This is a genomic window from Streptomyces coeruleorubidus (assembly GCF_008705135.1).
GTDB classification, from domain to species: domain Bacteria; phylum Actinomycetota; class Actinomycetes; order Streptomycetales; family Streptomycetaceae; genus Streptomyces; species Streptomyces coeruleofuscus.
The window spans coordinates 3,919,934-3,942,863 of the sequence record NZ_CP023694.1; the positions used below are offsets into that span (position 1 = coordinate 3,919,934).

Annotated in this window: 20 protein-coding genes, 1 tRNA gene and 1 riboswitch; of the genes, 3 read left to right on the top strand and 18 right to left on the bottom strand. The window is 70.3% G+C overall.

Translation table 11 applies throughout. The features are described from left to right. Nucleotides 1–209 precede the first annotated feature (209 nt). Complete coding sequence (locus tag CP976_RS18005; protein ID WP_150481302.1) at nucleotides 210–1,436, bottom strand: 4-hydroxybenzoate 3-monooxygenase; 1,227 nt, start codon at nucleotides 1,434–1,436, stop codon at nucleotides 210–212. A gap of 134 nt (nucleotides 1,437–1,570) precedes the next feature. Further along, a tRNA-Leu gene (locus CP976_RS18010) sits at nucleotides 1,571–1,654 on the bottom strand. Between the two features lie 484 nt (nucleotides 1,655–2,138). Between CP976_RS18010 and CP976_RS18015 the strand changes: the two genes are divergently transcribed. Then, a complete protein-coding gene (locus tag CP976_RS18015; RefSeq protein ID WP_150481303.1) occupies nucleotides 2,139–2,909 on the top strand; it encodes an ABC transporter ATP-binding protein in 771 nt (256 codons plus the stop codon). A 38-nt stretch (nucleotides 2,910–2,947) separates the two neighbouring features. Next, entirely contained in the window at nucleotides 2,948–5,476 is a 2,529-nt protein-coding gene (locus CP976_RS18020; RefSeq protein WP_150481304.1) for an ABC transporter permease, read from the top strand. Nucleotides 5,477–5,557: 81 nt separating this feature from the next. Here CP976_RS18020 and CP976_RS18025 read toward each other — a convergent pair whose 3' ends face one another. The 15 genes from CP976_RS18025 to CP976_RS18095 form a co-directional block, all read right to left on the bottom strand. Further along, a complete protein-coding gene (locus tag CP976_RS18025; protein WP_150481305.1) occupies nucleotides 5,558–6,850 on the bottom strand; it encodes an SAM-dependent methyltransferase in 1,293 nt (430 codons plus the stop codon). Between the two features lie 243 nt (nucleotides 6,851–7,093). Then, nucleotides 7,094–8,506 (bottom strand): NAD(P)/FAD-dependent oxidoreductase, encoded by a 1,413-nt coding sequence (locus CP976_RS18030; RefSeq protein ID WP_086840150.1) that lies wholly within the window; start codon nucleotides 8,504–8,506, stop codon nucleotides 7,094–7,096. 434 nt (nucleotides 8,507–8,940) lie between these two features. Then, the gene (locus CP976_RS18035; protein WP_150481306.1) at nucleotides 8,941–9,882 is read right to left on the bottom strand and encodes a Ppx/GppA phosphatase family protein; all 942 of its coding nucleotides are present in this window, start codon (nucleotides 9,880–9,882) and stop codon (nucleotides 8,941–8,943) included. Beyond that, on the bottom strand, nucleotides 9,879–10,409 hold the full coding sequence (locus CP976_RS18040; RefSeq protein ID WP_150481307.1) for a DUF501 domain-containing protein: 531 nt from the start codon (nucleotides 10,407–10,409) through the stop codon (nucleotides 9,879–9,881). The genes CP976_RS18035 and CP976_RS18040 overlap by 4 nt, the downstream gene beginning before the upstream one ends. 45 nt (nucleotides 10,410–10,454) lie before the next feature. After that, complete coding sequence (locus CP976_RS18045; RefSeq protein ID WP_150481308.1) at nucleotides 10,455–10,931, bottom strand: FtsB family cell division protein; 477 nt, start codon at nucleotides 10,929–10,931, stop codon at nucleotides 10,455–10,457. A 104-nt stretch (nucleotides 10,932–11,035) separates the two neighbouring features. Next, nucleotides 11,036–12,316, bottom strand: coding sequence for a phosphopyruvate hydratase (eno, locus tag CP976_RS18050; RefSeq protein ID WP_059424418.1), 1,281 nt, complete (start codon nucleotides 12,314–12,316; stop codon nucleotides 11,036–11,038). A 265-nt stretch (nucleotides 12,317–12,581) separates the two neighbouring features. Next, nucleotides 12,582–13,262 carry a transglycosylase family protein gene (locus CP976_RS18055; protein WP_150481309.1) on the bottom strand — a complete coding sequence of 227 codons (681 nt, stop codon included), beginning with the start codon at nucleotides 13,260–13,262 and terminating at the stop codon, nucleotides 12,582–12,584. Nucleotides 13,263–13,266: 4 nt separating this feature from the next. After that, nucleotides 13,267–13,445: riboswitch (cyclic di-AMP (ydaO/yuaA leader) on the bottom strand. A 228-nt stretch (nucleotides 13,446–13,673) separates the two neighbouring features. Continuing rightward, a complete protein-coding gene (locus CP976_RS18060; protein WP_150481310.1) occupies nucleotides 13,674–14,657 on the bottom strand; it encodes a LysM peptidoglycan-binding domain-containing protein in 984 nt (327 codons plus the stop codon). A gap of 147 nt (nucleotides 14,658–14,804) precedes the next feature. Beyond that, entirely contained in the window at nucleotides 14,805–16,085 is a 1,281-nt protein-coding gene (locus tag CP976_RS18065) for a cytochrome P450 family protein (RefSeq protein ID WP_150481311.1), read from the bottom strand. A 126-nt stretch (nucleotides 16,086–16,211) separates the two neighbouring features. Next, nucleotides 16,212–17,228, bottom strand: a complete 1,017-nt coding sequence (locus tag CP976_RS18070) for a nucleoside triphosphate pyrophosphohydrolase (RefSeq protein ID WP_150481312.1) — start codon at nucleotides 17,226–17,228, stop codon at nucleotides 16,212–16,214. A gap of 147 nt (nucleotides 17,229–17,375) precedes the next feature. Further along, nucleotides 17,376–18,023 (bottom strand): SurA N-terminal domain-containing protein, encoded by a 648-nt coding sequence (locus tag CP976_RS18075; RefSeq protein WP_150481313.1) that lies wholly within the window; start codon nucleotides 18,021–18,023, stop codon nucleotides 17,376–17,378. Nucleotides 18,024–18,225: 202 nt separating this feature from the next. Next, nucleotides 18,226–18,966 (bottom strand): hypothetical protein, encoded by a 741-nt coding sequence (locus CP976_RS18080; protein ID WP_150481314.1) that lies wholly within the window; start codon nucleotides 18,964–18,966, stop codon nucleotides 18,226–18,228. Beyond that, entirely contained in the window at nucleotides 18,963–19,913 is a 951-nt protein-coding gene (locus CP976_RS18085) for an ATP-binding cassette domain-containing protein (protein ID WP_150481315.1), read from the bottom strand. The genes CP976_RS18080 and CP976_RS18085 overlap by 4 nt, the downstream gene beginning before the upstream one ends. Before the next feature lie 12 nt (nucleotides 19,914–19,925). After that, nucleotides 19,926–20,225 (bottom strand): hypothetical protein, encoded by a 300-nt coding sequence (locus CP976_RS18090; protein ID WP_150481316.1) that lies wholly within the window; start codon nucleotides 20,223–20,225, stop codon nucleotides 19,926–19,928. Between the two features lie 271 nt (nucleotides 20,226–20,496). Continuing rightward, entirely contained in the window at nucleotides 20,497–20,940 is a 444-nt protein-coding gene (locus tag CP976_RS18095; protein ID WP_150481317.1) for a hypothetical protein, read from the bottom strand. 389 nt (nucleotides 20,941–21,329) lie between these two features. On the opposite strand from CP976_RS18095, the gene CP976_RS18100 reads away from it, so the two are divergent. Further along, entirely contained in the window at nucleotides 21,330–22,094 is a 765-nt protein-coding gene (locus CP976_RS18100) for an AfsR/SARP family transcriptional regulator (RefSeq protein WP_167537357.1), read from the top strand. 60 nt (nucleotides 22,095–22,154) lie between these two features. Here CP976_RS18100 and CP976_RS18105 read toward each other — a convergent pair whose 3' ends face one another. Continuing rightward, a complete protein-coding gene (locus CP976_RS18105; RefSeq protein WP_150481319.1) occupies nucleotides 22,155–22,898 on the bottom strand; it encodes a GNAT family N-acetyltransferase in 744 nt (247 codons plus the stop codon). Nucleotides 22,899–22,930 lie beyond the last annotated feature (32 nt).

Here is a 22,930-nt window from a genome sequence, read left to right on the forward strand (position 1 = left end):
AACACTGCGTGACCTTGGCTCAAGAGTAATAGGTAGGCAAAGGAATGACCCTAGTGCTTGGGGAGGATCTTTCCCTCGTCGTGCTGCGCAACACGCTACGCGGCTTCGTGATTCCCCTCATCGGAGGGGGTCATTCATCACCAAGCTGCGACACGTCCGGAACCGGACGGAGATCACCCGCTGACGCCGCCCTTACGCCACCCGGGACATCACCCGAACGAGAAGCCCGTGTACCCCTCGGCCAGGTCGGTTTCGGCGGCGCGGGAGGAGGCGATGCGGTCCAGCCGGGCGAGCTGGAGCCGGTCCTCGAAGCCGGTCGCGCCGGGGGCGCGGTGCAGGAGGGTCGTCATGTCGTAGGAGAACCGCTCGGCCTGCCAGATCCGGCGCAGGCAGGTCTCCGAGTAGGCGTCGAGCAGCTCCGGTGAGCCGGTCTCCTGCCGGTGGGCCAGGGCCCGGGCGAACGTCACGACGTCGCCGACGGCGAGGTTCAGCCCCTTGGCGCCGGTGGGCGGCACGATGTGGGCCGCGTCGCCGGCGAGGAAGAGGCGGCCGTGGCGCATCGGCTCGTGGACGTAGGAGCGCATGGGCGTGACCGACTTCTGGGTGATCGGGCCGCGCTCCAGGCGCCAGTCGTCGGCGGTCTCGCAGCGGCGCTCCAGCTCGTCCCAGATCGCCTCGTCGCTCCACGCCTCGGCGTCGGTGCCGTCGGGCACCTGGAGGTAGAGCCGGGAGACGAAGGATTCAATGGGGAGCGAAGCGACTTCCTTGGAAGGGTGGTGGCGGGTGACGGGCGGGCGCATGGAGAGGAGCGCGAAGCCGCGGTCGTGGCGGGCGTAGACGAGCTCGTCGTGCGAGGGCGGCACGTCGGCGAGGATGCCGAGCCAGCCGAAGGGGTACGTCCGTTCGAAGACCTGGACCAGTTCGGCCGGGATCGCCTTGCGGGCCACGCCCCAGAAGCCGTCGCAGCCGACGACGTACTCGCACTCCAGGACGTCCTCGCGGCCCTCGTGCCGGAAGCGGACGCGCGGGGCGTCGGTGCCGGCGTCCTCCACGGCCAGTGCCTCCGCCTCGAACAGCAGCGGGCCGCCCTCGGCGAGCTGGAGGGCGATGAGGTCCTTGCAGACCTCGGTCTGGGCGTAGACCATCACGGAGCGTCCGCCGGTGAGGGCGGGGAAGTCGACGCGGTGACGCCTGCGGTCGAAGCGCAGTTCGATGCCGTCGTGGCGCAGCCCCTCGCGGTCCAGCCGCGCCCCGGCGCCGGCCGCGCGCAGCACGTCCGCGGTGCCCTGCTCCAGGATGCCGGCGCGCTGCCGCCGCTCGACGTAGGCGCGGTCGCGGATCTCCAGGACGACCGAGTCGATGCCGGCGTTGTGGAGCAGCCGGGCGAGGAGGAGGCCGGCGGGGCCGGCTCCGATGATGCCGACGGTGGTGCGCATCGGACGCCCTCTTCTCATCCGTTCGTGTAGTGAAATTTTTTTCACCATTATTGGATGCGAGTCTCTGACGGCATGCGACCGCTGTCAACGGGTACGCCGCGAACTTCTCAATGAACCACACAGGGATCGGAAGGTGCCCGGAGCCGGACTCGAACCGGCACGCCCGCGAAGGGGCAGCGAGGTTTAAGCTCGCCGTGTCTGCATTCCACCATCCGGGCAGGCCATGGGCTCCGCATCGAGGTTCCGAGACTATCGGGACGGGTCCCCCGAACAGCGGAAGGGCGGACCGATGTTGTCTTATTTTATTGACGTCTGAGGGTGCATCAGCACGTGGAACGCGCCATCCGCACTTGCCAGTAGCCTTGCGTGCGGCTGTCGGCGGCGCATGCGGAATGACGGAATTTCACCGTCTGAACAAGGGCACTCCACCTGTTCTTGACACGGGGTCACTCGGTTCTTGACACGGGGTCACCCGGTTCTTGACACGGGGTCACCCGGTTTCCCGGCGCGTTGAGCACTCGCTCCTCCGACACCGGTTCCCCTCAGGGGCGTTCGTCATCCCCAGGTATGACACCGCCCCTCGCGGTCAGACCGCAGTCGGCCCCCGGAACCGGAACAACGGCTGACTACACGGCGGCGTGGGACCCGGACGATGGAACGAGTCCTTCCCAGAACACCGCCGTCCGACAGGAGTGTCATCCCGTGACCACCGCACCGCTCACCGACCGGGCCACCGCCGTGGCCGCGCGCGCCACGGATCTGTCGAAGATCTACGGACAGGGTGAGACCCAGGTGGTCGCCCTCGACCGGGTGTCCGTCGACTTCCGGCAGGCCGAGTTCACCGCGATCATGGGCCCCTCCGGCTCAGGCAAGTCGACGCTGATGCACTGTGTGGCCGGTCTCGACACCTTCTCCTCCGGGTCGGTGCGCATCGGCGACACCGAGCTCGGCTCCCTCAAGGACAAGCAGCTGACCAAGCTGCGCCGGGACAAGATCGGCTTCATCTTCCAGGCGTTCAACCTGCTGCCGACCCTGACGGCCCTGGAGAACATCACCCTCCCGATGGACATCGCGGGCCGCAAGCCGGACAAGCAGTGGCTGGACTCCGTCATCCGGATGGTGGGTCTGGCGGACCGGCTCGGCCACCGTCCCGCACAGTTGTCGGGCGGTCAGCAGCAGCGCGTCGCCGTGGCACGGGCGCTGGCTTCCAGGCCCGAGATCATCTTCGGTGACGAGCCCACCGGAAACCTCGACTCGCGCTCCGGCGCCGAGGTGCTGGGCTTCCTGCGCAACTCCGTTCGGGAGCTGGGTCAGACGGTGGTGATGGTGACTCACGACCCGGTGGCCGCGGCCTACGCGGACCGGGTGATCTTCCTCGCCGACGGACGGATCGTCGACGAGATGTACCGGCCGACGGCCGAGTCGGTCCTGGACCGCATGAAGGCGTTCGACGCCAAGGGCCGCACCAGCTGATCCCCCGTCAGGACCGACAGGACTGAGAAGAAGAACCCATGTTCCGTACCGCCTTGCGCAACGTGCTCGCGCACAAGGCCCGGCTCCTGATGACCGTCCTCGCCGTGATGCTCGGCGTGGCCTTCGTGTCGGGGACCCTGGTCTTCACCAACACCATTTCCGACGCCTTCCAGAAGAGTTCCGCCAAGGGCTTCGACCAGGTCGACGTCGCCATGACGGCGGACTATCAGGACGCCGAGGGCGACCGGGTCGGCAAGCTCCACGACCTGACCCAGGCCACGCTCGACGAGAGCGAGCGCGTCCCCGGGGCCGCGTCCGCCATCGGGGTCGTGCAGGGCTTCACCGCCATCGCCGACAAGGACGGCAAGCTGATCGGCGAGGGCTTCCAGTCGCAGGGCGGCAACTACTGGGGCACCAAGGACCCCCGCTACCCCCTGGTCAGCGGGCACGCCCCCAAGGGCCGGGGCGAGGTCCTCATCGACTCCGAGACGGCCGAGCGCGCCGGCTACAAGGTCGGTGACACCGTACGCATGTCGGTCGACGGGCCGGTCCTGACCCCGAAGATCACCGGCATCTTCACCACCGACGACGGCAACGTCGCGGCCGGCGGCAGCCTCACCCTGTTCGACACGGCGACCGCCCAGAAGCTGTTCGGCAAGGCCGGCGTGTACGACCAGATCGACGTCAAGGCGAAGCCGGGCATCACCCAGGCCGCGCTGAAGGCGGAGCTGGACCAGGCACTGCCCGAGGGCACCGTCGCGACCACCACGGGCAAGCAGCTCGCCGACGACCAGGCGGAGACGATCGCCCGGTCGATGAGCGGCATGCAGACGGCCCTGCTGGTCTTCGCCGGTATCGCCCTGTTCGTCGGCACGTTCATCATCGCCAACACCTTCACCATGCTGGTCGCCCAGCGCACCAAGGAGCTGGCGCTGATGCGGGCGGTCGGCGCCTCGCGGCGGCAGGTGACGCGGTCGGTGCTCATCGAGGCGTTCGTGGTCGGCGCGGTCGCCGCCGTGGCCGGGCTGGTCGCGGGCATCGGCATCGGAGCCGGACTGCGCTCCCTGATGGGGACGTTCGACGCGACCGTGCCGGACGGGCCGCTCATCATCAAGCCCGCCACGATCCTCACCGCGCTCGCGGTCGGCATCCTGGTGACCATGCTGGCGGCGTGGCTGCCGGGCCGCCGGGCCGCGAAGATCCCGCCGGTGGCGGCCATGAACAGCGTGCACGCCAAGGCCACGACCAAGTCGCTGGTGCTGCGCAACACGCTGGGCGCCCTCGTCTCGGCCGTGGGCATCGCCGTCATCCTGGTGGCCACGACGATGGACGGCTCGGACGGCCAGGTGCCCATGGGCTTCGGCGCGGTGCTGCTGATCATCGGCGTGTTCATCCTGACCCCTCTGCTGTCCCGCCCGCTGATCGCCGCCGCGGCGCCCGTGCTGCGCGCCTTCGGCATCTCCGGCAAGCTGGCCCGGCAGAACTCGGTGCGCAACCCGCGCCGTACGGCCGCCACCGCCTCGGCGCTGATGATCGGCCTGACTCTGATCACCGGTATGACGGTGATGGCGGGCAGCCTCCAGCAGGCCATCGAGAAGATGGCGTCGTCGTCGATCAAGGCGGACTACGTGGTGTCCATGGCGAACGGCAACCCGCTGTCGCCGGACGTCGAGAAGAAGCTGGAGCGGACCGACGGCGTCACCGCCACCAGCCCGATGCTCAACGCCGTCTCCCGGATCGACGGCCAGACCGAGTACCTGACCGGCGTCAACGGCGCGGCGATCGGCGAGCTGGCCGGCCCGGAGGTCGACACCGGTTCCTTCAAGGTCGGCGGCAGCCGGATCGTCGTGGACAGCGAGACCGCCAAGTCCTACGGCTGGAAGGCCGGGTCCGCCTTCACGGTCTCCTTCGAGGACGGCAAGAAGCAGAAGCTGACGGTCGCCGGGACCTACGAGAGCAACGACTTCCTGAGCGGCATCCTGCTCGACCAGGCGACCCTCGCCCCGCACGAGTCGGATCCGTACAACATGAAGGTCATGGTGAAGACCTCCGGCGGCACGTCCGGCGCGACGCAGGACAAGCTGGAGAAGGCCCTCGGCACCAACCCGGCGATCAAGGTCCAGGACAAGCAGGCCATCTCCAACGAGATCGCGCAGATGTTCACACTGATGCTGAACATGGTCTACGGCCTGCTCGCCATGGCGGTGATCGTGGCGGTCCTCGGGGTCATCAACACCCTGGCGATGTCGGTCTTCGAACGCTCCCAGGAGATCGGCATGCTCCGGGCGATCGGCCTGGACCGCAAGGGCATCAAGCGGATGGTCCGTCTGGAATCCCTGGTGATCTCGCTGTTCGGCGCCGTGCTGGGCATCGGGCTGGGCGTGTTCTTCGGCTGGGCGGCCGGTGAGCTGCTGGCCTCGAGGATGGCGACCTACGAACTGGTCCTGCCCTGGGCCCGGATGGGTGTCTTCCTGCTGCTGGCCGCGACGGTGGGTGTCCTCGCCGCGCTGTGGCCGGCCCGGCGGGCGGCCCGGCTGAACATGCTGGAGGCGATCAAGGCGGAGTAGCCGAGACGTCGAAGGGCCCCTTTCCCACGGTGGGAAAGGGGCCCTTCGGCGTCTCGGCTCCAGGTTCGGGGGCGGTTGCGCTCAGTTCCAGGTACGGGTGCGCAGCGGCATGCCCGACTCTCCCGATTCGGGGGTCCGCACGGCCAGGACCTGGTTGACGCCGATGCGGTTGTGCTCGAAGGCGAGCGCGGAGGCGGCCATGTACAGACGCCAGACGCGGGCGCGGCCGGGGCTGGTGAGGTGGACGGCACGCTGCCAGTCGGCCTCCAGGCGGGCGACCCACCGGCGCAGGGTGAGGGCGTAGTGCTCGCGGATCGACTCGACGTCGCGCACCTCGAACCCGGCGCGCTCCAACTGGGCGACGGTGACGCCGATGGGCTGGAGCTCGCCGTCGGGGAAGACGTAGGAGTCGATGAACGCGTCGGCGTCGTACGCCGTCTCGTCCCGCTGCGGGCGGCGGGCGATCTGGTGGTTGAGGAGCCGTCCGCCGGGCTTCAGCAGCCCGTGCAGGTCGGTGGCGTAGTCCAGGTACCGTTCGGCGCCGACGTGTTCGGCCATGCCGATGGAGGAGATCGCGTCGTAGGGCCCGTCGCGGACGTCGCGGTAGTCCTGGACCCGGATCTCGACCTTGTCGGTGAGGCCCTCGTCGGCGACGCGCTTGCGGGCGTACGCGGCCTGCTCCTGGGAGAGTGTGACGCCGACGACGCTCACTCCGTGCTCCCGGGCGGCGTGGACGGCCATCGAGCCCCAGCCGCAGCCGACGTCGAGCAGCCGCTGACCGGGGCCCAGGCCGAGCTTGCGGCAGACCAGTTCGAGCTTGTCGTGCTGGGCCTGTTCGAGGGTGCTCTCGGGGCTGGGCCAGTAGGCGCAGGAGTACACCATGGACGGGCCGAGGACGATCTCGTAGAAGTCGTTGCCGACGTCGTAGTGGTGGCTGATGGCGCGTCTGTCGGTGCGCTTGGTGTGCAGGTTGCGGCGCGGCCGACGGGCCTCCTCGCTGGGCGGCGCGGGCGGCAGCGGGGTCCCGGCGAGCTTGACGAGCCCGCGTACGGCGGCGCGGACCTCGGGGTCGCGCAGGGCCTGGGCCAGGGTGCGGGCGTCCTCGTCGCGCTCCCAGATGTGACCGGCCAGCAGGTCGAGGGTGGTGTAGAGGTCGCCGTCGATGTCGAGATCGCCCGCCACCCAGGCGCGGGCCAGGCCGAGTTCGCCCGGCTTCCACAGCAGGCGGCGCAGCGCGCGGCGGTTGCGTACGACCAGGGTCGGCGCGCCCGGCGGGCCCGCCTGCGAACCGTCCCAGGCGCGGATGCGCACGGGTAGCGATACTCCCAGCAACTGTGCGAAGAGGCCCTGGAGCCGCGGCGCGGCGTCTGCCATGGTGTACACCTCCGTGACGGGGAATCCCGGAATGTCCGACACCACGTAAACACCTGCGGGGCCTCGGCGCAGTCCCCGGCACGCGTCATGTCTGGGCAAAACCACCACTCCGAGGGAACCGCAGGAACGCCACAGGAGCACCGCGGGAACGCCGAAGGACCTCCCGCACCACGGATGGCGGGAGGTCCTTCGGTGAAGGTCCTTTGATCAGGTCCTTCGATCAGGACTTGGAGTAGCCGGAGGTCAGGAGGCCTTAGCCTTCTCCTCGGTCTTCTCCTTGGCCTTCGCCTCGGTCTTCTCCTTCGGCGCGGAGGCGACCGGGGCCGGCTTGGCGGCCTCGTAGAACTCCTCGCGCGGCGTCTCGATCGCGCCGAGCGAGACGACCTCGCGCTTGAGGAACATGCCGAGCGTCCAGTCGGCGAAGACGCGGATCTTGCGGTTCCAGGTCGGCATCGCCATGCCGTGGTAGCCACGGTGCATGTACCAGGCGAGACGGCCCTTGAGCTTGATCTTCATCTTGCCCATGACGATCATCGCGACGCCCTTGTGGAGGCCGAGACCGGCCACCGCTCCCTTGTTGGCGTGGGAGTAGTCCTTCTGCGGGAAGCCCCGCATGCCGGACAGGACGTTGTCACCGAGGACCCGGGCCTGACGCAGCGCGTGCTGGGCGTTCGGCGGGCACCAGGCGTTCTCGTTGCCCGCCTTGCGGCCGACGAGGTCCGGGACCTGGGCGTTGTCGCCCGCGGCCCAGATGTAGTCGGTGCCCTTGACCTGGAGGGTGGTCTCGCAGTCGACGTGGCCGCGCGGCCCGAGGGGCAGGCCGTAGCGGGAGAGGACCGGGTTCGGCTTGACGCCGGCGGTCCAGACGATGGTGTTCGAGTCGACCTCGAGGCCGTTCTTCAGCACCACGTGGCCGTCGACGCAGGAGTCCATGGAAGTGGACAGGTAGACCTCGACACCGCGGCCCTCGAGGTGCTCCTTGCCGTACTTGCCGAGCTTGGGGCCGACCTCGGGGAGGATCTTGTCGGCGGCGTCGACCAGGATGAACCGCATGTCCTCACGGGACACGTTCTTGTAGTACTTCGCCGCGTCGCGGGCAAGGTCCTCGACCTCGCCGATGGTCTCCGCACCGGCGAAACCGCCGCCCACGAAGACGAAGGTCAGCGCCTTGCGGCGGATCTCCTCGTCGTTGGTGGAGTCGGCCTTGTCGAGCTGCTCGAGGACGTGGTTGCGCAGGCCGATGGCCTCCTCGATGCCCTTCATGCCGATGCCCTGTTCGGCGAGGCCGGGGATCGGGAAGGTGCGGGAGACCGCGCCGAGCGCGACGACCAGGTAGTCGAAGGGCAGCTCGTACGCCTCGCCGACCAGCGGCGCGATCGTGGCGACCTTGCGGTCCTGGTCGATGGTGGTGACCCGGCCGGTGAGGACCTCCGCCTTCGGCAGCACGCGTCGCAGCGGGACGACGACGTGGCGCGGGGAGATGTTGCCGGCGGCGGCTTCGGGGAGGAAGGGCTGGTAGGTCATGTACGACCGGGGGTCGACGACCGTGACGGTCGCCTCGCCGTAGCGCATCTTCTTGAGAATGCGCCGAGCTGCGTACAGGCCTACGTACCCACCGCCTACTACGAGGATCCTGGGACGCTCCGTGGTGCTCATGCCATCGAGTATCCACCCGCCTCAGGGGGGTAGCTCGTGCGCCCCTTCACAAGCTCTTCCGAGGGGTGTGTTATCCTCCGCGACTCCCGTGATCCATGTCATGGTGACAACCGGGTCCCTTTGTGCACTGCGGACCGTTGTCAATGCCGCGTGAGCTGCCTCTCTGGCCCGCCGGCCCCCCTGTGAGTGCTCCGCCGGACCCTCCTCCGGCGACCTCTCCGGGCGCGCCCATATCATGCTTCTGAACACGTTCAAAGGGCTGTCGGGCCCCCCAGAAGGGTCAACGCGGCCCTTCCAGTCGCCCTGGAGTGCCGAATTCCTTGTGAAGAACTTCACGAACTTTTCCGGGGGCCTGCCCCCGAGGGGCGCACGCGCGCCCCTCGGACCCGCTCAAACGTGATCCTTGCCTGCTCAGAAGCGGCCTGGAGCCTGTCCTAGGCGACGGACCACGCGATGCCGTCGAGGATGTCGTGCTCGCTGACCACGACCTCCTCCGCGCCGATCCGCTCCATGATCGACAGCAGGACGAGGGCCCCCGCCCCAATGACGTCGACCCGGCCCGGATGCATGGAGGGCACGGCCGCGCGCTCGGCGTGCGTGGAGCGCAGCAGCCAGTCGGTGATCTCGCGGACCTTCTCGCGGGAGACGCGGGAGTGGTGGATGGCGGCCGAGTCGTACTCGGGCAGCTCCTGGGCGATCGCCGACACGGTCGTCACGGACCCGGCCAGGCCGACCAGGGTGCGGGCCTCGCGCAGCGGGACCGTCTCCCCGGCGAGGTCGAGGGCGGCGTCGATGTCCGCCCGCATCGCCGCGATCTGCTCCTCGGACGGCGGGTCGGTCACGGCCCCGTCCCGGATCAGGTGCCGCTCGGTCATGCGGACACAGCCGATGTCCACCGAGCGTGCCGCACGGACGTGGTCGTCGCCGACGACGAACTCGGTCGAGCCGCCGCCGATGTCCACCACGAGGTAGGGCTTGGCCAGGTGGTCGCGCCCGGCGAGTTCCTTGGTGGCGCCGGTGAAGGAGAACTCGGCCTCCTGGTCCCCGGAGATCACCTCGGGCTCGACGCCCAGGATGTCCAGCACGCCGCGCACGAACTCGTCCCGGTTCTCGGCGTCCCGGGAGGCGGAGGTCGCCACGAACCGCAGCCGCTGCGCGCCGTGCTCCTTGATGATCCCGGCGTACTCGCGGCAGGCCGCGAAGGTCCGCTGGAGCGCCTCGGGGGCGAGCCGGCCGGTGCGGTCGACGCCCTGCCCGAGCCGCACGATCGTCATACGGCGGTCCAGGTCGACCAGTTCGCCGGTGGCAGGGTCGGCGTCGGCGACGAGAAGCCGGATGGAGTTCGTACCGCAGTCCACGGCGGCGACACGGGTCACTGGGCGTCCTCCTCGGCGTCCGTCACGCACGGGCCCTTGAGCCACCACTCCGGCAGCATCCCGATCGCCTCGTCCCCGAGCGGGTTCACCCCGGGCCCCGCGGCGAGCGAGTGCGCCACCAGCACGTGCAGGCACTTCACCCGGTCCGGCATGCCGCCCGCGCTCGGGAAGTTCTTCAGCTCCTCGATCTCGTCACGGCGCCCGATGTAGTCCTCGTGCGCCGCTCGATACGCCGCCGCCAGCTCCGGGTCCGAGGCGAGCCGCTCGGTCATCTCCTTCATCACGCCGTTCGCCTCCAGCGTGCCGATCGCCGAGGCGGCGCGCGGGCACGTCAGGTAGTACAGCGTGGGGAACGGCGTCCCGTCCGGCAGCCGCGGGGCCGTCTCGACGACGTCGGGCTGCCCGCACGGGCACCGGTGCGCGATCGCGCGCAGGCCGCGCGGGGGCCGGCCGAGCTGCTGCTTGAAGGCCTCGACGTCCGCGTCGGTGGGCTCGGTGCGCGGAGTGGTCGGCGGGGGCGTTTCCATGGCTGTGTTCAGGCTGTCTTTCTCTGGGTGTTCTCTCGGGTCACTTCACTGGTCCGAGGCGTCGGCCTTGTCGACCCCGTCCCAGACGTTCGAGTACCAGGGGCGGTCGGCCGCCCCGAGGTCGGCGCGCGACTGCCGCGCCGCGTGCGGGTCGACGACGATGAACCCCGTCTCCCCCGGCATGACGTAGTGCAACCGCTTCCGGATCTGCTGCTCGGCGTACGCGTCGTCCTGCCAGCGCGCCTTCTGGTCGCGCAGCCGTTCGACGCGCTGGCGGGCCTGCCGCTGTTCGCGCTGGAGGTCGTCGACCTCGGCGCGCTGCGAGACGTACTCCCGCATCGGGTAGGCCAGGGCCACGATCAGCGAGCACATCACCAGGGCGAGCAGCGCGGCCCGGCCGGTCAGCCGGGAGCGGCGGGCCTGGCGCTTGGTCTGGGAGCGGTAGACCCGGGCCGCGGTCTGCTCGCCGAGCACCCGGATCCTGGTCGCGGTGGAGAACCGGTCCCGGTCCTTCACGGCCATGTCTGTCCGCCTCCCGCTCCACCGTCATACGCGCGTACGTCCCCGGACACGGTACGGGACCGGGTACGGGGACGTACGTACGACGCTGCCTCTTACGGGTCGGGTCAGCCCTTGAAGCGCGGGAACGCGCTGCGGCCGGCGTACACCGCCGCGTCGTCGAGGATCTCCTCGATGCGCAGGAGCTGGTTGTACTTGGCGACGCGCTCGGAGCGGGCCGGGGCGCCGGTCTTGATCTGGCCGCAGTTGGTGGCGACGGCCAGGTCGGCGATGGTGACGTCCTCGGTCTCGCCGGAGCGGTGGGACATCATGCACTTGAAGCCGTTGCGCTGGGCCAGCTCCACGGCGTCCAGGGTCTCGGTGAGCGAACCGATCTGGTTGACCTTGACCAGCAGGGCGTTGGCCGCACCCTCCTCGATGCCGCGGGCCAGGCGCTCGGGGTTGGTGACGAACAGGTCGTCGCCGACGAGCTGGACCTTGTCACCGAGCTTGTCGGTGATGGTCTTCCAGCCCTCCCAGTCGTCCTCGAACAGCGGGTCCTCGATGGAGACGAGCGGGTACGCGTCGACGAGCTCCGCGTAGTACTCGGTCATCTCGGCCGCCGAGCGGTCCTTGCCCTCGAAGGTGTAGACGCCGTCCTTGTAGAACTCGGACGCGGCCACGTCGAGGGCCAGGGCGATCTGCTCGCCGGGGGTGTAGCCGGCCTCGTTGATCGCCTCGAGGATGAGGTCGAGGGCCTCGCGGTTGGAGCCGAGGTTCGGGGCGAAGCCGCCCTCGTCGCCGAGGCCGGTGGCCAGGCCCTTCGACTTCAGGACCTTCTTCAGCGTGTGGTAGACCTCGGCGCCCCAGCGCAGGGCCTCGGAGAAGGACTCCGCGCCGATCGGGGCGATCATGAACTCCTGGATGTCCACGTTGGAGTCGGCGTGCGAGCCGCCGTTCAGGATGTTCATCATCGGCACCGGCAGCAGGTGCGCGTTCGGGCCGCCCAGGTAGCGGAACAGCGGCAGGTCGCTGGCCTCGGAGGCGGCGTGGGCGACGGCGAGGGAGACGCCGAGGATGGCGTTGGCGCCGAGGGAGCCCTTGTTGTCGGTGGCGTCCAGGTCGAACATGGCCTGGTCGATCAGGCGCTGCTCGGTGGCGTCGTAGCCGACCAGCTCCGGGCCGATCTGCTCGATGACCGCGAGGACGGCCTTCTCCACACCCTTGCCGAGGTAGCGGTTCGAGTCGCCGTCGCGCAGCTCGATGGCCTCGAAGGCGCCCGTGGAGGCGCCGGACGGGACGGCGGCACGACCGGTGCTGCCGTCGTCGAGGCCGACCTCGACCTCGACCGTGGGGTTGCCTCGGGAGTCCAGGATTTCCCGGGCTACGACGACGTCGATGGACGGCACGAGCATCTCCTTCTTGATGTGACGCGGGTACGCGGGCCGCTCGGGCCCTGCGCGGTGCGGGCCGCGGTGGCTCGCGACATGAGCCTAACCGGCTCGGCGCGATCGGCCACCGGGTCGCCCACCCCATGGACAGAACCGAGAGTAAATTGTTTCCGAACGGAACAAAGCCGGATCGCAAAGACCGGCAGAAAAAACCCCGCCCCGGTGCGTACGGGGGGAGACGCACCGGAGCGGGGAGCCCGTGGGGACGGGGGCGGGCCGCTGCTTACTTCAGGTGCAGCTGCTGGCCCGGGTAGATGAGGTTGGCGTCCTGGACGATGTCCTTGTTCAGCTCGAACAGCTTCTCCCAGCCGCCCTCGACCTTGCGCTCGGTCGCGATGGAGCTGAGGGTGTCGCCCTTGACCACCTTGTACTCGCCGTCGCCCTTCTTGACCTTCTTGCCGGTCGGGGTGGTGACGGTCTTCTGGGTCTTCTGGGTCTGGGCCGGGCGCTCGTCGGAGCGGGAGGCCGGCTGCTGCTCGGCCTGGCGGGACTCGGTGGAGCCGCTGCTCTGCTCGGAGCCGCCGCTGTAGCCGGCGCTCGACAGGCCCTTGCCGCAGACCGGCCAGGCGCCCTTGCCCTGGCTCGCGAGGACCTTCTCGGCGATCTCGATCTGCTGGGACTTGGTGGCCTGGTCGGCGGTGGAGGCGTACTTGGTGCCGCCGTAGCCGGACCAGGTGGAGGCGGAGAACTGCAGACCGCCGTAGTAGCCGTTGCCGGTGTTGATGGACCAGTTGCCGCCGGACTCGCACTGGGCGACGGCGTCCCACTCGGAGGCGGTGGCGGCGGAGGCGTTGCCGGCCGCCATCAGCGGGGCGGCGACGGCGGCACCGGTGACACCGGCGATGGCGATGACCCGAGAGGCCTTGGACGGACGGCGGTGCGTGCCCTTGCCGGAAAACAGCATGGAGAGATCCCCTCACCGACGCCTGCGAGGTGAGCTGTCGGGTTCGGGCCGGTTGAGTTGCCCGGCCGCGTCCCTCCCGGGACACGGCTTCACCCCAAGCCGGACCTGCCGTCGAGTTGCCTCGACCGCCGGGCCCGGCACTTACCTTGGGTCCCCCGCTCCTGCCTACGGCGCTTGACGCGACGACTGTTCCCGTGCGGCCGCTGGCAGGATTCGGCGTTGCGGCAGCCGGGGCTCGTGGTGACGAGCGGTCATGACCGTAGACATGCGATCCGCGGAATTTCAAAGACGATCAGGGCTTCTGAGATCTATCTCTCACCGGGCTTATATGGGACATTCGGCGCGAACGGTGACGTGAACTCGCACGGTTTAGGGGTGACTTCCGCCGCCGTTTCCGTACTGCCCCACCGGCTACTCGTCGTCCGCTTCGACCCGTACCGCCAGCTTCTGACCGGGGCGGATGAGGTTCGGGTCGACGCCGACGGCCACCTCGTTGCCGACGTACAGCGCGCGCCATCCGCCGCTGAGGTCAAGGGAGTCGGCGATGGACCAGAGGCTGTCGCCGGGGCGGACGACGTAGGAGCCGTCCGTCGCCTCGCGCGATGCTTCGTCGCCGCGCGAGGCGTGCCGGCCCGCGGCCCCGGACGGACGGCCGTCCTCGGCCGTGGTGTCCTCGTCGGCACTGGGGCCGCGATGGCGGCCGGAGCCGGTGTCGGTGAGGGCCGAAGAATCGTCGTTCTGCGGCGACTTGTCAGACTTGTCACTCTCGGGATCAGTCGAGGAAGAGCTGTCGGGCTCCTGATCCCGTGACTGGTCCTGCGGCTGTTCCTGCGCCTGTTCCCGAGTCGAGGAATCGGCAGAATCAGACGACTTGTCGGACTCGGCGGTTTCGTCCTCCGAGGTCGACGGCGCGTCAGGGGACGGCGACGTGGATGGAGAAGACGAAGAAGACGACTCGGAGGAGTCGAGCAGTCCGGGCGAGTCCGTCGGAGCGGACGAGCCGGAGGTGTCCGAGTCCTTGTCCTGCTGGAGACCCGAGAGCAGCCCGCAGGTGCGCCACGCGCCGACCCCCTGGTCGGCGAGGATTCTCTCGGCCACGGCTATCTGCTGGGAACGGCTGGCCAGGTCGGCACTCGGGGCGTAGTCGAGGCCGCCGTGGTTCTCCCAGTCCTCCTGGGACAACTGGAGGCCGCCGAAGTATCCGTTGCCGGTGTTCTGGCTCCAGGCGCCGCCGGTCTCGCAGTCCGCGACCCGGTCCCAGGTCGTGCCGTCGGCCGCGCTGGCGCCGGAGGCTCCGAGGAGCGGGATCGCGATGGCGGAGCCGGTCACTCCGGCCGCGACGAGGAGAGCCGGAGCCTGGCGGGGGCGACGGTGCCGACCGTTCCCGGAGAGCATACGGAGACCTTTCGCGAGACAGCAGTGACCGGCGCGGCGCAGGGTCCCCCGGGCCGCGCTGATGATGGGTGAACGTATCGGCAGACGATCACTTGTCACAAGTTCATGCCGCGCAGATCACGTGAAGATCACATTCCTGACGGCGTGTCACCTTGGGGTCGGCGTGAACTCCACCGGCAGGGTGCGCAGCCCGCGCATGATGAGGCCGCCGCGCCATCTCAGCTCGGCCGGGTCCGCGGCGAGCCGCAGGTCCGGGAGGCGGGTGAGGAGGGTGGCGAGCGCGGTCTGGCCCTCCAGGCGGGCGAGCGGGGCGCCGAGGCAGTAGTGGATGCCGTGGCCGTAACCGAGGTGCTGGTTGTCGCGGCGGGCGAGGTCGAGCACGTCCGGATCCGCGAACCGCTCCGGGTCCCGGTCCGCGGCGGCCAGGACGACGAGGACCGGGTCGCCGGGCGCGATCCGCTGCCCGCCGATGGTGAGCGGCTGCGTGGCGAACCGCCAGGTGGCGAGTTCGACGGGCCCGTCGTAGCGCAGGAGCTCCTCGACGCCGGTCTCCAGGAGGCCGGTCTCCCCGGCGGCGAGGGACGCCTGGAGTCGCGCGCGCTGCTCGGGGTGGGTGAGCAGCGCGTAGGTGCCGTTGCCGATCAGGTTCACGGTCGTTTCGAAGCCGGCGAACAGCAGGATGAAGGCCATGGCCGCGGCCTCGTTCTCGGTGAGGTGCTCACCGTGGTCGGAGGCGCGGATGAGACCGGAGATGAGGTCCTCGCCGGGGGCCGGCTCGGTGGGCAGCGCCTCCCGCTTGCGGTGGATGAGATCGGCGAGGTAGCCGCGCATCTTCTTCACGGACCGCGCCACGCCGCCCCGCGGCCCACCCTGGTGACGGATCATCATCCCCGCCCAGTCACGGAAGTCGTCCTGGTCCTCGCGGGGGACGCCGAGCAGGTCGCAGATGGCGTAGATGGGGAGCGGGAACGCGAACTCGTGGATGAGGTCGGCGGACCCCTTCCGCGCGAACCCGTCGATGAGCCCGTCCGTGAGCTCCTGCACCCGCGGCGCGAACTCGGCGACCCGGCGGGGCGTGAACGCCTTGGACACGAGCCGCCGCAGCCGGGTGTGGTCCGGCGGGTCGATGTTGAGCAGATGCGTCATCAGCTCGGCCTTGCGCTCGCCGGGGATGCCGGTCTTGCCCTTGGCGTGCGCGGGTTCGGCGTGATGCGCGGGGTTCTTGGAGAGCCGGTGGTCGGCGAGCGTCTCCTTGGCGTCGGCGTACCGCGTGACCAGCCAGGCCTCCACGCCGCTGGGCAGCTTGGTGCGGTGCACGGGGGCGTGCTCGCGGAGCCAGGCGTAGGCGGGGTAGGGATTGCTCGCGAATTCCCAGGTGAAGAGGTCGGGAGCGACGGCCGGGGTGCTGGGCTGGGGCTGGTCGGTCACCCCCCGACGGTATCCGGCTCCCCGCCCCCTTCCCCTCCCTCGGCCGGTCCCCAGCCGCCCTCCGCCTCCCTGCCCTCGGCCCGTCCCGGCCGTTCTCCGCCTCCTGTGCCCTGCCCCGGGCCGGTTTCAGCCCTGCTCGGCCTCCCTGATCGCGTCCCGGTAGGCGCGGGCCGCCGCTCTCAGGGCCGCCTCCGGGTCGACGCCCTCCGACTCCGCGCGGACCGCCAGGGCCAGCAGCTCGTAGCCGATGCCCTCGACGGGCGGGAGCGCTATGTCCAGGTGCGCCGCGCGGGCCCGGGACGCCAGCTTGGCGGCGAGGGCCAGGCCGGGCTGGCCGAGGGGGATGCCCTCGGTGATCGAGGTGCGCTGCTTCTCGACCGCCTTGGTGCGCAGCCAGTGCGCCTTGACCTCCTCCGGCGTGGTGGCCGTCTCGTCGCCGAAGACATGCGGGTGGCGGTGGATCAGCTTGGCGACGATGCCGGCGGCGACGTCGTCGACGGAGAAGGGGCTCTCCAGGTCGTCCTCGGCGATCCGGGCGTGGAAGACGACCTGGAGGAGGACGTCACCGAGCTCCTCGCGCAGTTCGTCGCGGTCGCCCTCCTCGATCGCCTCGACGAGTTCGTACGCCTCCTCGATGCCGTACTTGGCCAGGCCCTTGTGGGTCTGCTGGGACGACCACGGGCACTCGGCGCGGATGCGGTCCATGACCTGGACGAGATCGAGCAGGCGGGCGCCCGGCAGGTCGTAGGAGGCGGGGAGCAGCTCCAGCTCGGGCATGGCGACGCGGCCGGTGCCGGCGAGGCGGGCCAGGCCGTCCGTCAGGGCCGGCTCGCCCTCGCCCGTCGCCACGACGACCACCGTGCGGCCGCCGGCGCAGGCGTCGAGCAGCTCCTGGGCCGTCGGGGACGCCTCGTCGACGGCTATCCCCGCCTCGCGCAGATACGGCAGCTGCGGGTGCGCGCCGTCCGCGCACAGCACCTGGTCGGCCGCGTGCAGTGCCTGCCAGGCGGGCCAGGACAGCAGGCCGGGGGCGACGCGGTGGCTGGTGGTGAGCAGGACGATGCGGCCGGGGACGGCGGTGTCGGCCGTGCCGGGGGCGGCCTGGCCGGGTCGCGGGGTGGCTTCGGGGCTGTTGGCGTTCACGATTCGAAGCTATCCCACGCCGCCGACAGCCCCCGAAGTTATCCACAGGCCTCGGTTTCCACAGTCCCCGGTTTCCACAGTCCCCGGTTTCCGCAGGCCTCGGTTTCCGCAGGCCCCGTGGCCGGGGCGTCCCCGCGTGCTCCGCTGCTACATGCCCTGCTGCGCCTGGGCCGCCGACACGTCCCGCACCCACGGCGTCTTCGCGTCGGCCCGGCTGCTCTTCTGGACGTCCCAGGTGCCGTAGCGCGGGTTGAGGTCGACGTTCAGGTCCTTGGAGGCCTCGGACAGGGCCTTCCAGAACTCGGGACGGTTGGTGTCGGTGCCGAGCTTCTCGGCGAGCTTCTGGGCCTCGAGCTGGAGGCGGAGGTTCTCCTCGAGGCGCTGCGGCGGGACGCCGTACTGCTGGAGCCAGGTCGTCTCCAGCTGCTTGGCGCCGCCGGCCTGCTCCTCCAGCCCGGACCGCATCTCCTGGATCTCCCTGCGGGTGACGGTCACACCGGCGTCCTCGGCGGCGCGGTGCAGCACCTGGTCGAGGATCATGGTCTGCAGGGTGTCGCGGGTGAGCGCGCCGGTCCCGGCGATGGCCTGCTGGTACTGGGCGTCGCTCTGCACGGCCGCCCGCTGGGCCGCGCGTACCTCGCCGACCCGTTCCTCCAGCTGGGAGACGGTGATCCGCTGGCCGCCCACCACGGCCGCCGCGCCGGGATGCGCGTCGTTGCCGCAGGCGGTGAGCAGGGGCGCCGCCGCGGCGATCGCGGCGGTGAGGACGAGCGCGGTGCGACGGCGGCGGTGCAAGGGGACCTCCCGAGGAGATTGTGCGACGGTGCACAAGGTCTTGCGGTGATCGATGGTAGGCAGTGGCCCAGCTCTGGCCAACCCATTCGACCAACGATTCACCAGGACTTCCGGCACCGCCGCGCGGACCGGGCCGGGAGGGGAGCCGCGTCCGGGGGGTGGGCGCGGCTCCCCTCCCGGGGTTTCCGGGTCTCCGGTGCGGTCAGGGTTCCCTGCGCTCCTGCAACCGGATCGCCGCCGTCAGCAGGCCGACGGCGAGGGCGGTGACGTAGAGACCCGCCGCGTAGGGACCGCCGGGGAACGGCGTTCCGCCGGGCTGTCCCTGGAAGTCGCTGAGCGCGATGAAGGGCAGCCAGGCACCGATGTCGACGCGGAGCAGCCATTCGCCCGCGGCGCCCAGCGCCGGCTCGGCCACCAGGGACCACACCAGCACGACCGCCACGGTCGCGCCGCCGCTCTTGAGCAGCAGCCCGACCGCGAGGCCGATCACCGCGGTGATCGCGAACGCCACGGGGACGGTGAGGAGCTGGCGCCAGTCGAGTCCGGAGTCCGGGGTGAGCCGCGCGGTGGGCTCCGCCAGCGCCGCCACGGCGAGGCCACCGGCCATGAGGACCGCCCCGGCGAGTGCGGCGAGCCCGGCGACGACCGCCGCCTTGCCCGTCAGCAGCCGGTACCAGGACGGCACGGCCAGGCGGGAGGCCCAGATCGTGCCCGTGCGGAACTCCATGGTGGCCGAACGGGCGGCGAAGACCATGATGAGCAACTGGGCGAAGGCCGGTCCCGTCAGGACGTCGGCGATACCCGGCTCCTGTCCTTCCGCCGTCTCCCGCACCCCGAAGCCGCTCAGGGCCAGCGACACCGCGGCGGTGATGCCGAGGAACCACCACGTCGAGGCCAGCGACCGCAGCTTGTCGACTTCCGTCCGCAGTACGGCCGTGGTCATACCCGGCTCCCTTCCATCGGCTGCTGCACGGAGCCCCGGTACTCGACCGAATCGGCCGTGAGCTTCAGATAGGCGTCCTCGACCGTGCGGCGGCGCGGCGCCAGTTCGAACAGGACCAGTCCGGCCCGGGCCGCCGCCCGGCCGATGTCCTCGCTGCTCATCCCGGAGACGAGCAGCGCCTCGGCGCGCTCGGGTGCCTCGACGACGGTCGCGCCGTGCTCCACGACCAGGTCGCGCAGCCGCTCGGGCTCCTCGGCGCGTACCAGCACCTCCTCGGTGGAGCTGAGGGAGGTGAGGTCCGTGACGGAGCCCTGGGTGATCAGTTTCCCGCGCCCGATCATCACCACGTCGTCCGCCAGCTGCGCCATCTCGGCGAGCAGATGGCTGGAGACGAAGACGGTGCGTCCCTCGGCCGCCAGTGCGCGCAGCAGTCCCCGCATCCAGGCGATGCCCTCGGGGTCGAGGCCGTTGGCGGGTTCGTCGAGGACGAGGACGCCCGGGTCGCCCAGCAGTGCGCCCGCCAGCCCGAGGCGCTGCGCCATGCCGAGCGAGAACCCGCCGACCCGCTTGCCCGCCACGTCGGTGAGCCCGACCTGCGCGAGCACCTCGTCCACCCGTTGCACGGGGATCCGGTTGCTGCGGGCCAGCCAGGTCAGATGAGCGCCGGCGGAGCGCTTGGGGTGGGTCCAGCGGGCGTCCATCAACGCGCCGACGACCCTGAGCGGTTCGGGGTGCTCGTGGTAGCCGCGTCCCCCGATGAGCGCGGTGCCGGCGTCGGGCCGGGTGAGCCCGAGCAGCATGCGCAGAGTGGTGGACTTGCCGGCCCCGTTCGGGCCGAGGAACCCCGTGACGGTTCCGGGGTTCACGGTGAAGGACAGGCCGTCGACGACGCGCTTCTTCGCATACGTCTTGACCAGCCCCGACACTTCGATCGTCGCCTTGGTCATCTTCAACCCGCCTCAGGCCACGATCAGTTGCTGCACCACGCCGAAGCTCGCGAGCAACAGGACGGCGACGACCCAGACGACCTTGCCGGGCGCGAGTCCGCGGCGGACGGCCTTGACGCACTCGGTGAGTCCGATCAGCGCCGCCAGGAGCCCGACGCCGCCGATCACGGCAGCGGTGACGTACGCCCAGGTCTGGTCTCCCTGCCAGCGGAGCAGCAGCAGGGCCACTGCGAGCGGGACTACGGGCCAGGCGTCGCCGCGGACGGACTCCGGGGCTTCCTGCCCCCGTGCCGAGAAGGATCCGTTGCTCATGTCTTCCTTGGTTTTCCTCGAGGGCTTGTCAAAGGGTCGGGTGTCGGGAAGGGGTGTGCGGCCCGCGGAACCGGCTGGTTCCGCGGGCCGCACAGCCGGCCGGGTGACCGGCCGGAACCCTGACCGTTGGTGACGGCCGAGCGGAGCCCCCGCTCCCGCGGCCGACAAGGTCACCGAGAGCCGGACGGGCGTCCGGGCGCTGCGACGGTGGCTTCCCGACAAGCGTCCGAACGGGGAATCACCCTGCTCGGCCCTTCGGTCAGCACGGTCGTCAGCTGACGAAGTCCTTCACGATGGTGTAGACCTCGTAGACCGTGTAGCCGACCTCGATCGCCTTGCGGACCAGCCACGGCACGTACTTCTCGTACGCCTTCTTGAACGCGTTGTAGCCGCTCTTGGCCGCGGCCTTCAGCTTGTTCCAGGCGGTCGAGCCGAGGCCCTTCAGCTTGCCGATGAGCCAGCTGATGCGGCCCTTGGCGGCGACCTCGCCCGTCTCCGCAGCGGCCGAGGCGGTGGCGGAGCCCGTGGCGGCGTTGGTGGAGGCGGCCGGTGTCGCGACCTTCACCTCGGCGGCCGAGGTGACCGCGCGGTGGGTGTCGACCGTCTGCACCTGGGCGACGGAGCGGGCCGGGGTCGCGGCGTTGGCGGCCGGTGCGCCGACACCGATGAGAGCACCGACGAGCACGGTGCTCGCGATGATGCGGTTCTTGTTCACGGAGTCCTCCATGAGTCAACTGGCAAGCCGTTCCGGCCGGTTGGCCAACGGCTCGCACAGGCTCACAAGGCCCCGTCTCCCCGCTCACCCTGTCGCGCCCCCTGACGATCTCGGACATGAGCACATCATGCAACGGAGGTGTCTTCCGGGTGTCTCCGCGCTGTTCTCGGGCCAGGTCAGCGCCTGCGGGCCACTCGACGGCCGGACGCGCCGGGAAATCACTTTCGGTCACCGCTGTCCCACGACCGGTGGCCATATGGCTTGTTCCGTTCGGCGGCCCGGTGTTAACTGTCTGGCGCGTGATCCGCACAGCTGACCTCTGTCGCATCACGCACGGCCCGGTACTTACGAGGACACGGGCCGGAAACGGGGAAAAACAGGGGGAACCTTTGCCATACGTATCTCCGTTCGGAGTGGCCTCCACGCACCCGGACAAGAGCGGGACCGAACCCACCGTGCTGCTCCGTCTGCTGGGTGACGACGGCATCCACCTCGCAGAACACGAATCCCACCGACTGCCGCCGCAGACCGCCGAACTGCTCGCCTATCTGGAACTGCGCGGTGGACGCAGAGCCCGAAGACCCGCCCTCGTCGGAGCGCTCTGGCCCGACCTGCCGGAGAGTGTCGGGCGGCGCAGGCTCAGCCGCCTGTTGTGGCGGACGAACCGGAGCCTGCCCTGGGAACTGACGTACACCGAAGGCGAGACGGTGCACCTCACCGACGCGCTGGCCAGCGACTGGAGGCTGGCGGAGGAGGCCCTGGAACGCGTCACCCGGCCAGGCGTACCGCCCCGCGCCCGGGACCTGGAGATGCTGCGGCAGCCGTTGATGTCCGACGTGCGGTCGGCATGGGCGGAGATGCACCAGGCCGGCTGGGACGAGCGCAGGTTCCACGCGCTGCGGGAGGCCGGTCACAGCCTCCTGGTCGGCGGCCTTCCCCACGAGGCGGCGGAGACGGCGACGTTCCTGGTGTCCTGGGAACCGCTCGACGAGCCGAGCCATCTGCTCCTCATGCGGGCGTTCGTGGAGATCGGAGCACCCAGCAGGGCCGCCGAGCTGTTCCGGGACCTGCGGCGACGGCTGCGCAGAGAGCTGGGCGTCGAGCCCGCTCCCGAACTCGCCGCGCTGGCGGGCCAGCCGGCCTACGGATCGTAAGCGACTGCGTCGTAAGGGAGCTTTACGGCAGGGCCCGCCGCGTCACACGGCGTACCGCGGTCACAAGGGGTGCCGCATCCACACGTTGGGCTCGACGTACACCGCGTATCCGCGCTCGGGCTCGCAGCGCACCGGCACCAGGGCGCCGGGCACCTCGATGTCGCCCTGGGTGTCGAAGGGCAGCCCCGTCCAGCGGCGCCAGTCCGCCAGCGAGGCGGACACCGTCATGGAGGCCGGTGCCACGCAGTCGATGGTGGCGCCGGCCCGGGCGTGGACCCGCAGCCACGGGTCCTGGGGCAGGCCGTCGGGGCGGACGCGGTGGGCGTACTCCTCGATGGGCGTGTGCGGTTCCAGGTGCTTGGCGTTGGGGCGGACGGGGGCGACCACCTCCCGGAAGCCGCGCGCCCGGGCGTTGTCGCGCATGGCCGAGAGCATCAGCGCGGACAGGCCGCGGCCCTGGGCGTGCGGGGCGATCGAGACCGAGATCGCGCTGACCGTGTCGGGGCGGACCCCGCGACGCAGGTCGGAGAACGCCCACACCAGGACCGTGTCCCAGCCGTTCCCGGGCAGTTGGCCACGGCCCTCGGCATTCAGGGCGAAGGGCACGCTGTAGGCGTTCGCGACGACCTCGCCCTTCTCGTCCTCGGCGAACAGGACGCACTCCGGGAGTTCGGCGGCGATCCGAGGGAAGTGAGCGGCGCCCACGAGGTCCTGGATCGTGAACTCGGGCCAGGTGTCCGCCATTCCGACGACCCGCTCCAGCATGTCCGGGCGGTCGGCGAGGCTCGATATCTTCGGCTGCATGCGATCACGGTAGGCATGAGGGCGCACGGCCG

What these genes read in the sequence shown, in the direction of transcription:
- CP976_RS18005 (WP_150481302.1), bottom strand. Translation starts at nt 1,436, where the DNA reads ATGCGCACCACCGTCGGCATCATCGGAGCCGGCCCCGCCGGCCTCCTC.
- CP976_RS18020 (WP_150481304.1), top strand. Translation starts at nt 2,948, where the DNA reads ATGTTCCGTACCGCCTTGCGCAACGTGCTCGCGCACAAGGCCCGGCTC.
- CP976_RS18025 (WP_150481305.1), bottom strand. Translation starts at nt 6,850, where the DNA reads ATGGCAGACGCCGCGCCGCGGCTCCAGGGCCTCTTCGCACAGTTGCTG.
- CP976_RS18030 (WP_086840150.1), bottom strand. Translation starts at nt 8,506, where the DNA reads ATGAGCACCACGGAGCGTCCCAGGATCCTCGTAGTAGGCGGTGGGTAC.
- CP976_RS18040 (WP_150481307.1), bottom strand. Translation starts at nt 10,409, where the DNA reads ATGGAAACGCCCCCGCCGACCACTCCGCGCACCGAGCCCACCGACGCG.
- CP976_RS18045 (WP_150481308.1), bottom strand. Translation starts at nt 10,931, where the DNA reads ATGGCCGTGAAGGACCGGGACCGGTTCTCCACCGCGACCAGGATCCGG.
- CP976_RS18055 (WP_150481309.1), bottom strand. Translation starts at nt 13,262, where the DNA reads ATGCTGTTTTCCGGCAAGGGCACGCACCGCCGTCCGTCCAAGGCCTCT.
- CP976_RS18060 (WP_150481310.1), bottom strand. Translation starts at nt 14,657, where the DNA reads ATGCTCTCCGGGAACGGTCGGCACCGTCGCCCCCGCCAGGCTCCGGCT.
- CP976_RS18080 (WP_150481314.1), bottom strand. Translation starts at nt 18,966, where the DNA reads ATGACCACGGCCGTACTGCGGACGGAAGTCGACAAGCTGCGGTCGCTG.
- CP976_RS18085 (WP_150481315.1), bottom strand. Translation starts at nt 19,913, where the DNA reads ATGACCAAGGCGACGATCGAAGTGTCGGGGCTGGTCAAGACGTATGCG.
- CP976_RS18090 (WP_150481316.1), bottom strand. Translation starts at nt 20,225, where the DNA reads ATGAGCAACGGATCCTTCTCGGCACGGGGGCAGGAAGCCCCGGAGTCC.
- CP976_RS18105 (WP_150481319.1), bottom strand. Translation starts at nt 22,898, where the DNA reads ATGCAGCCGAAGATATCGAGCCTCGCCGACCGCCCGGACATGCTGGAG.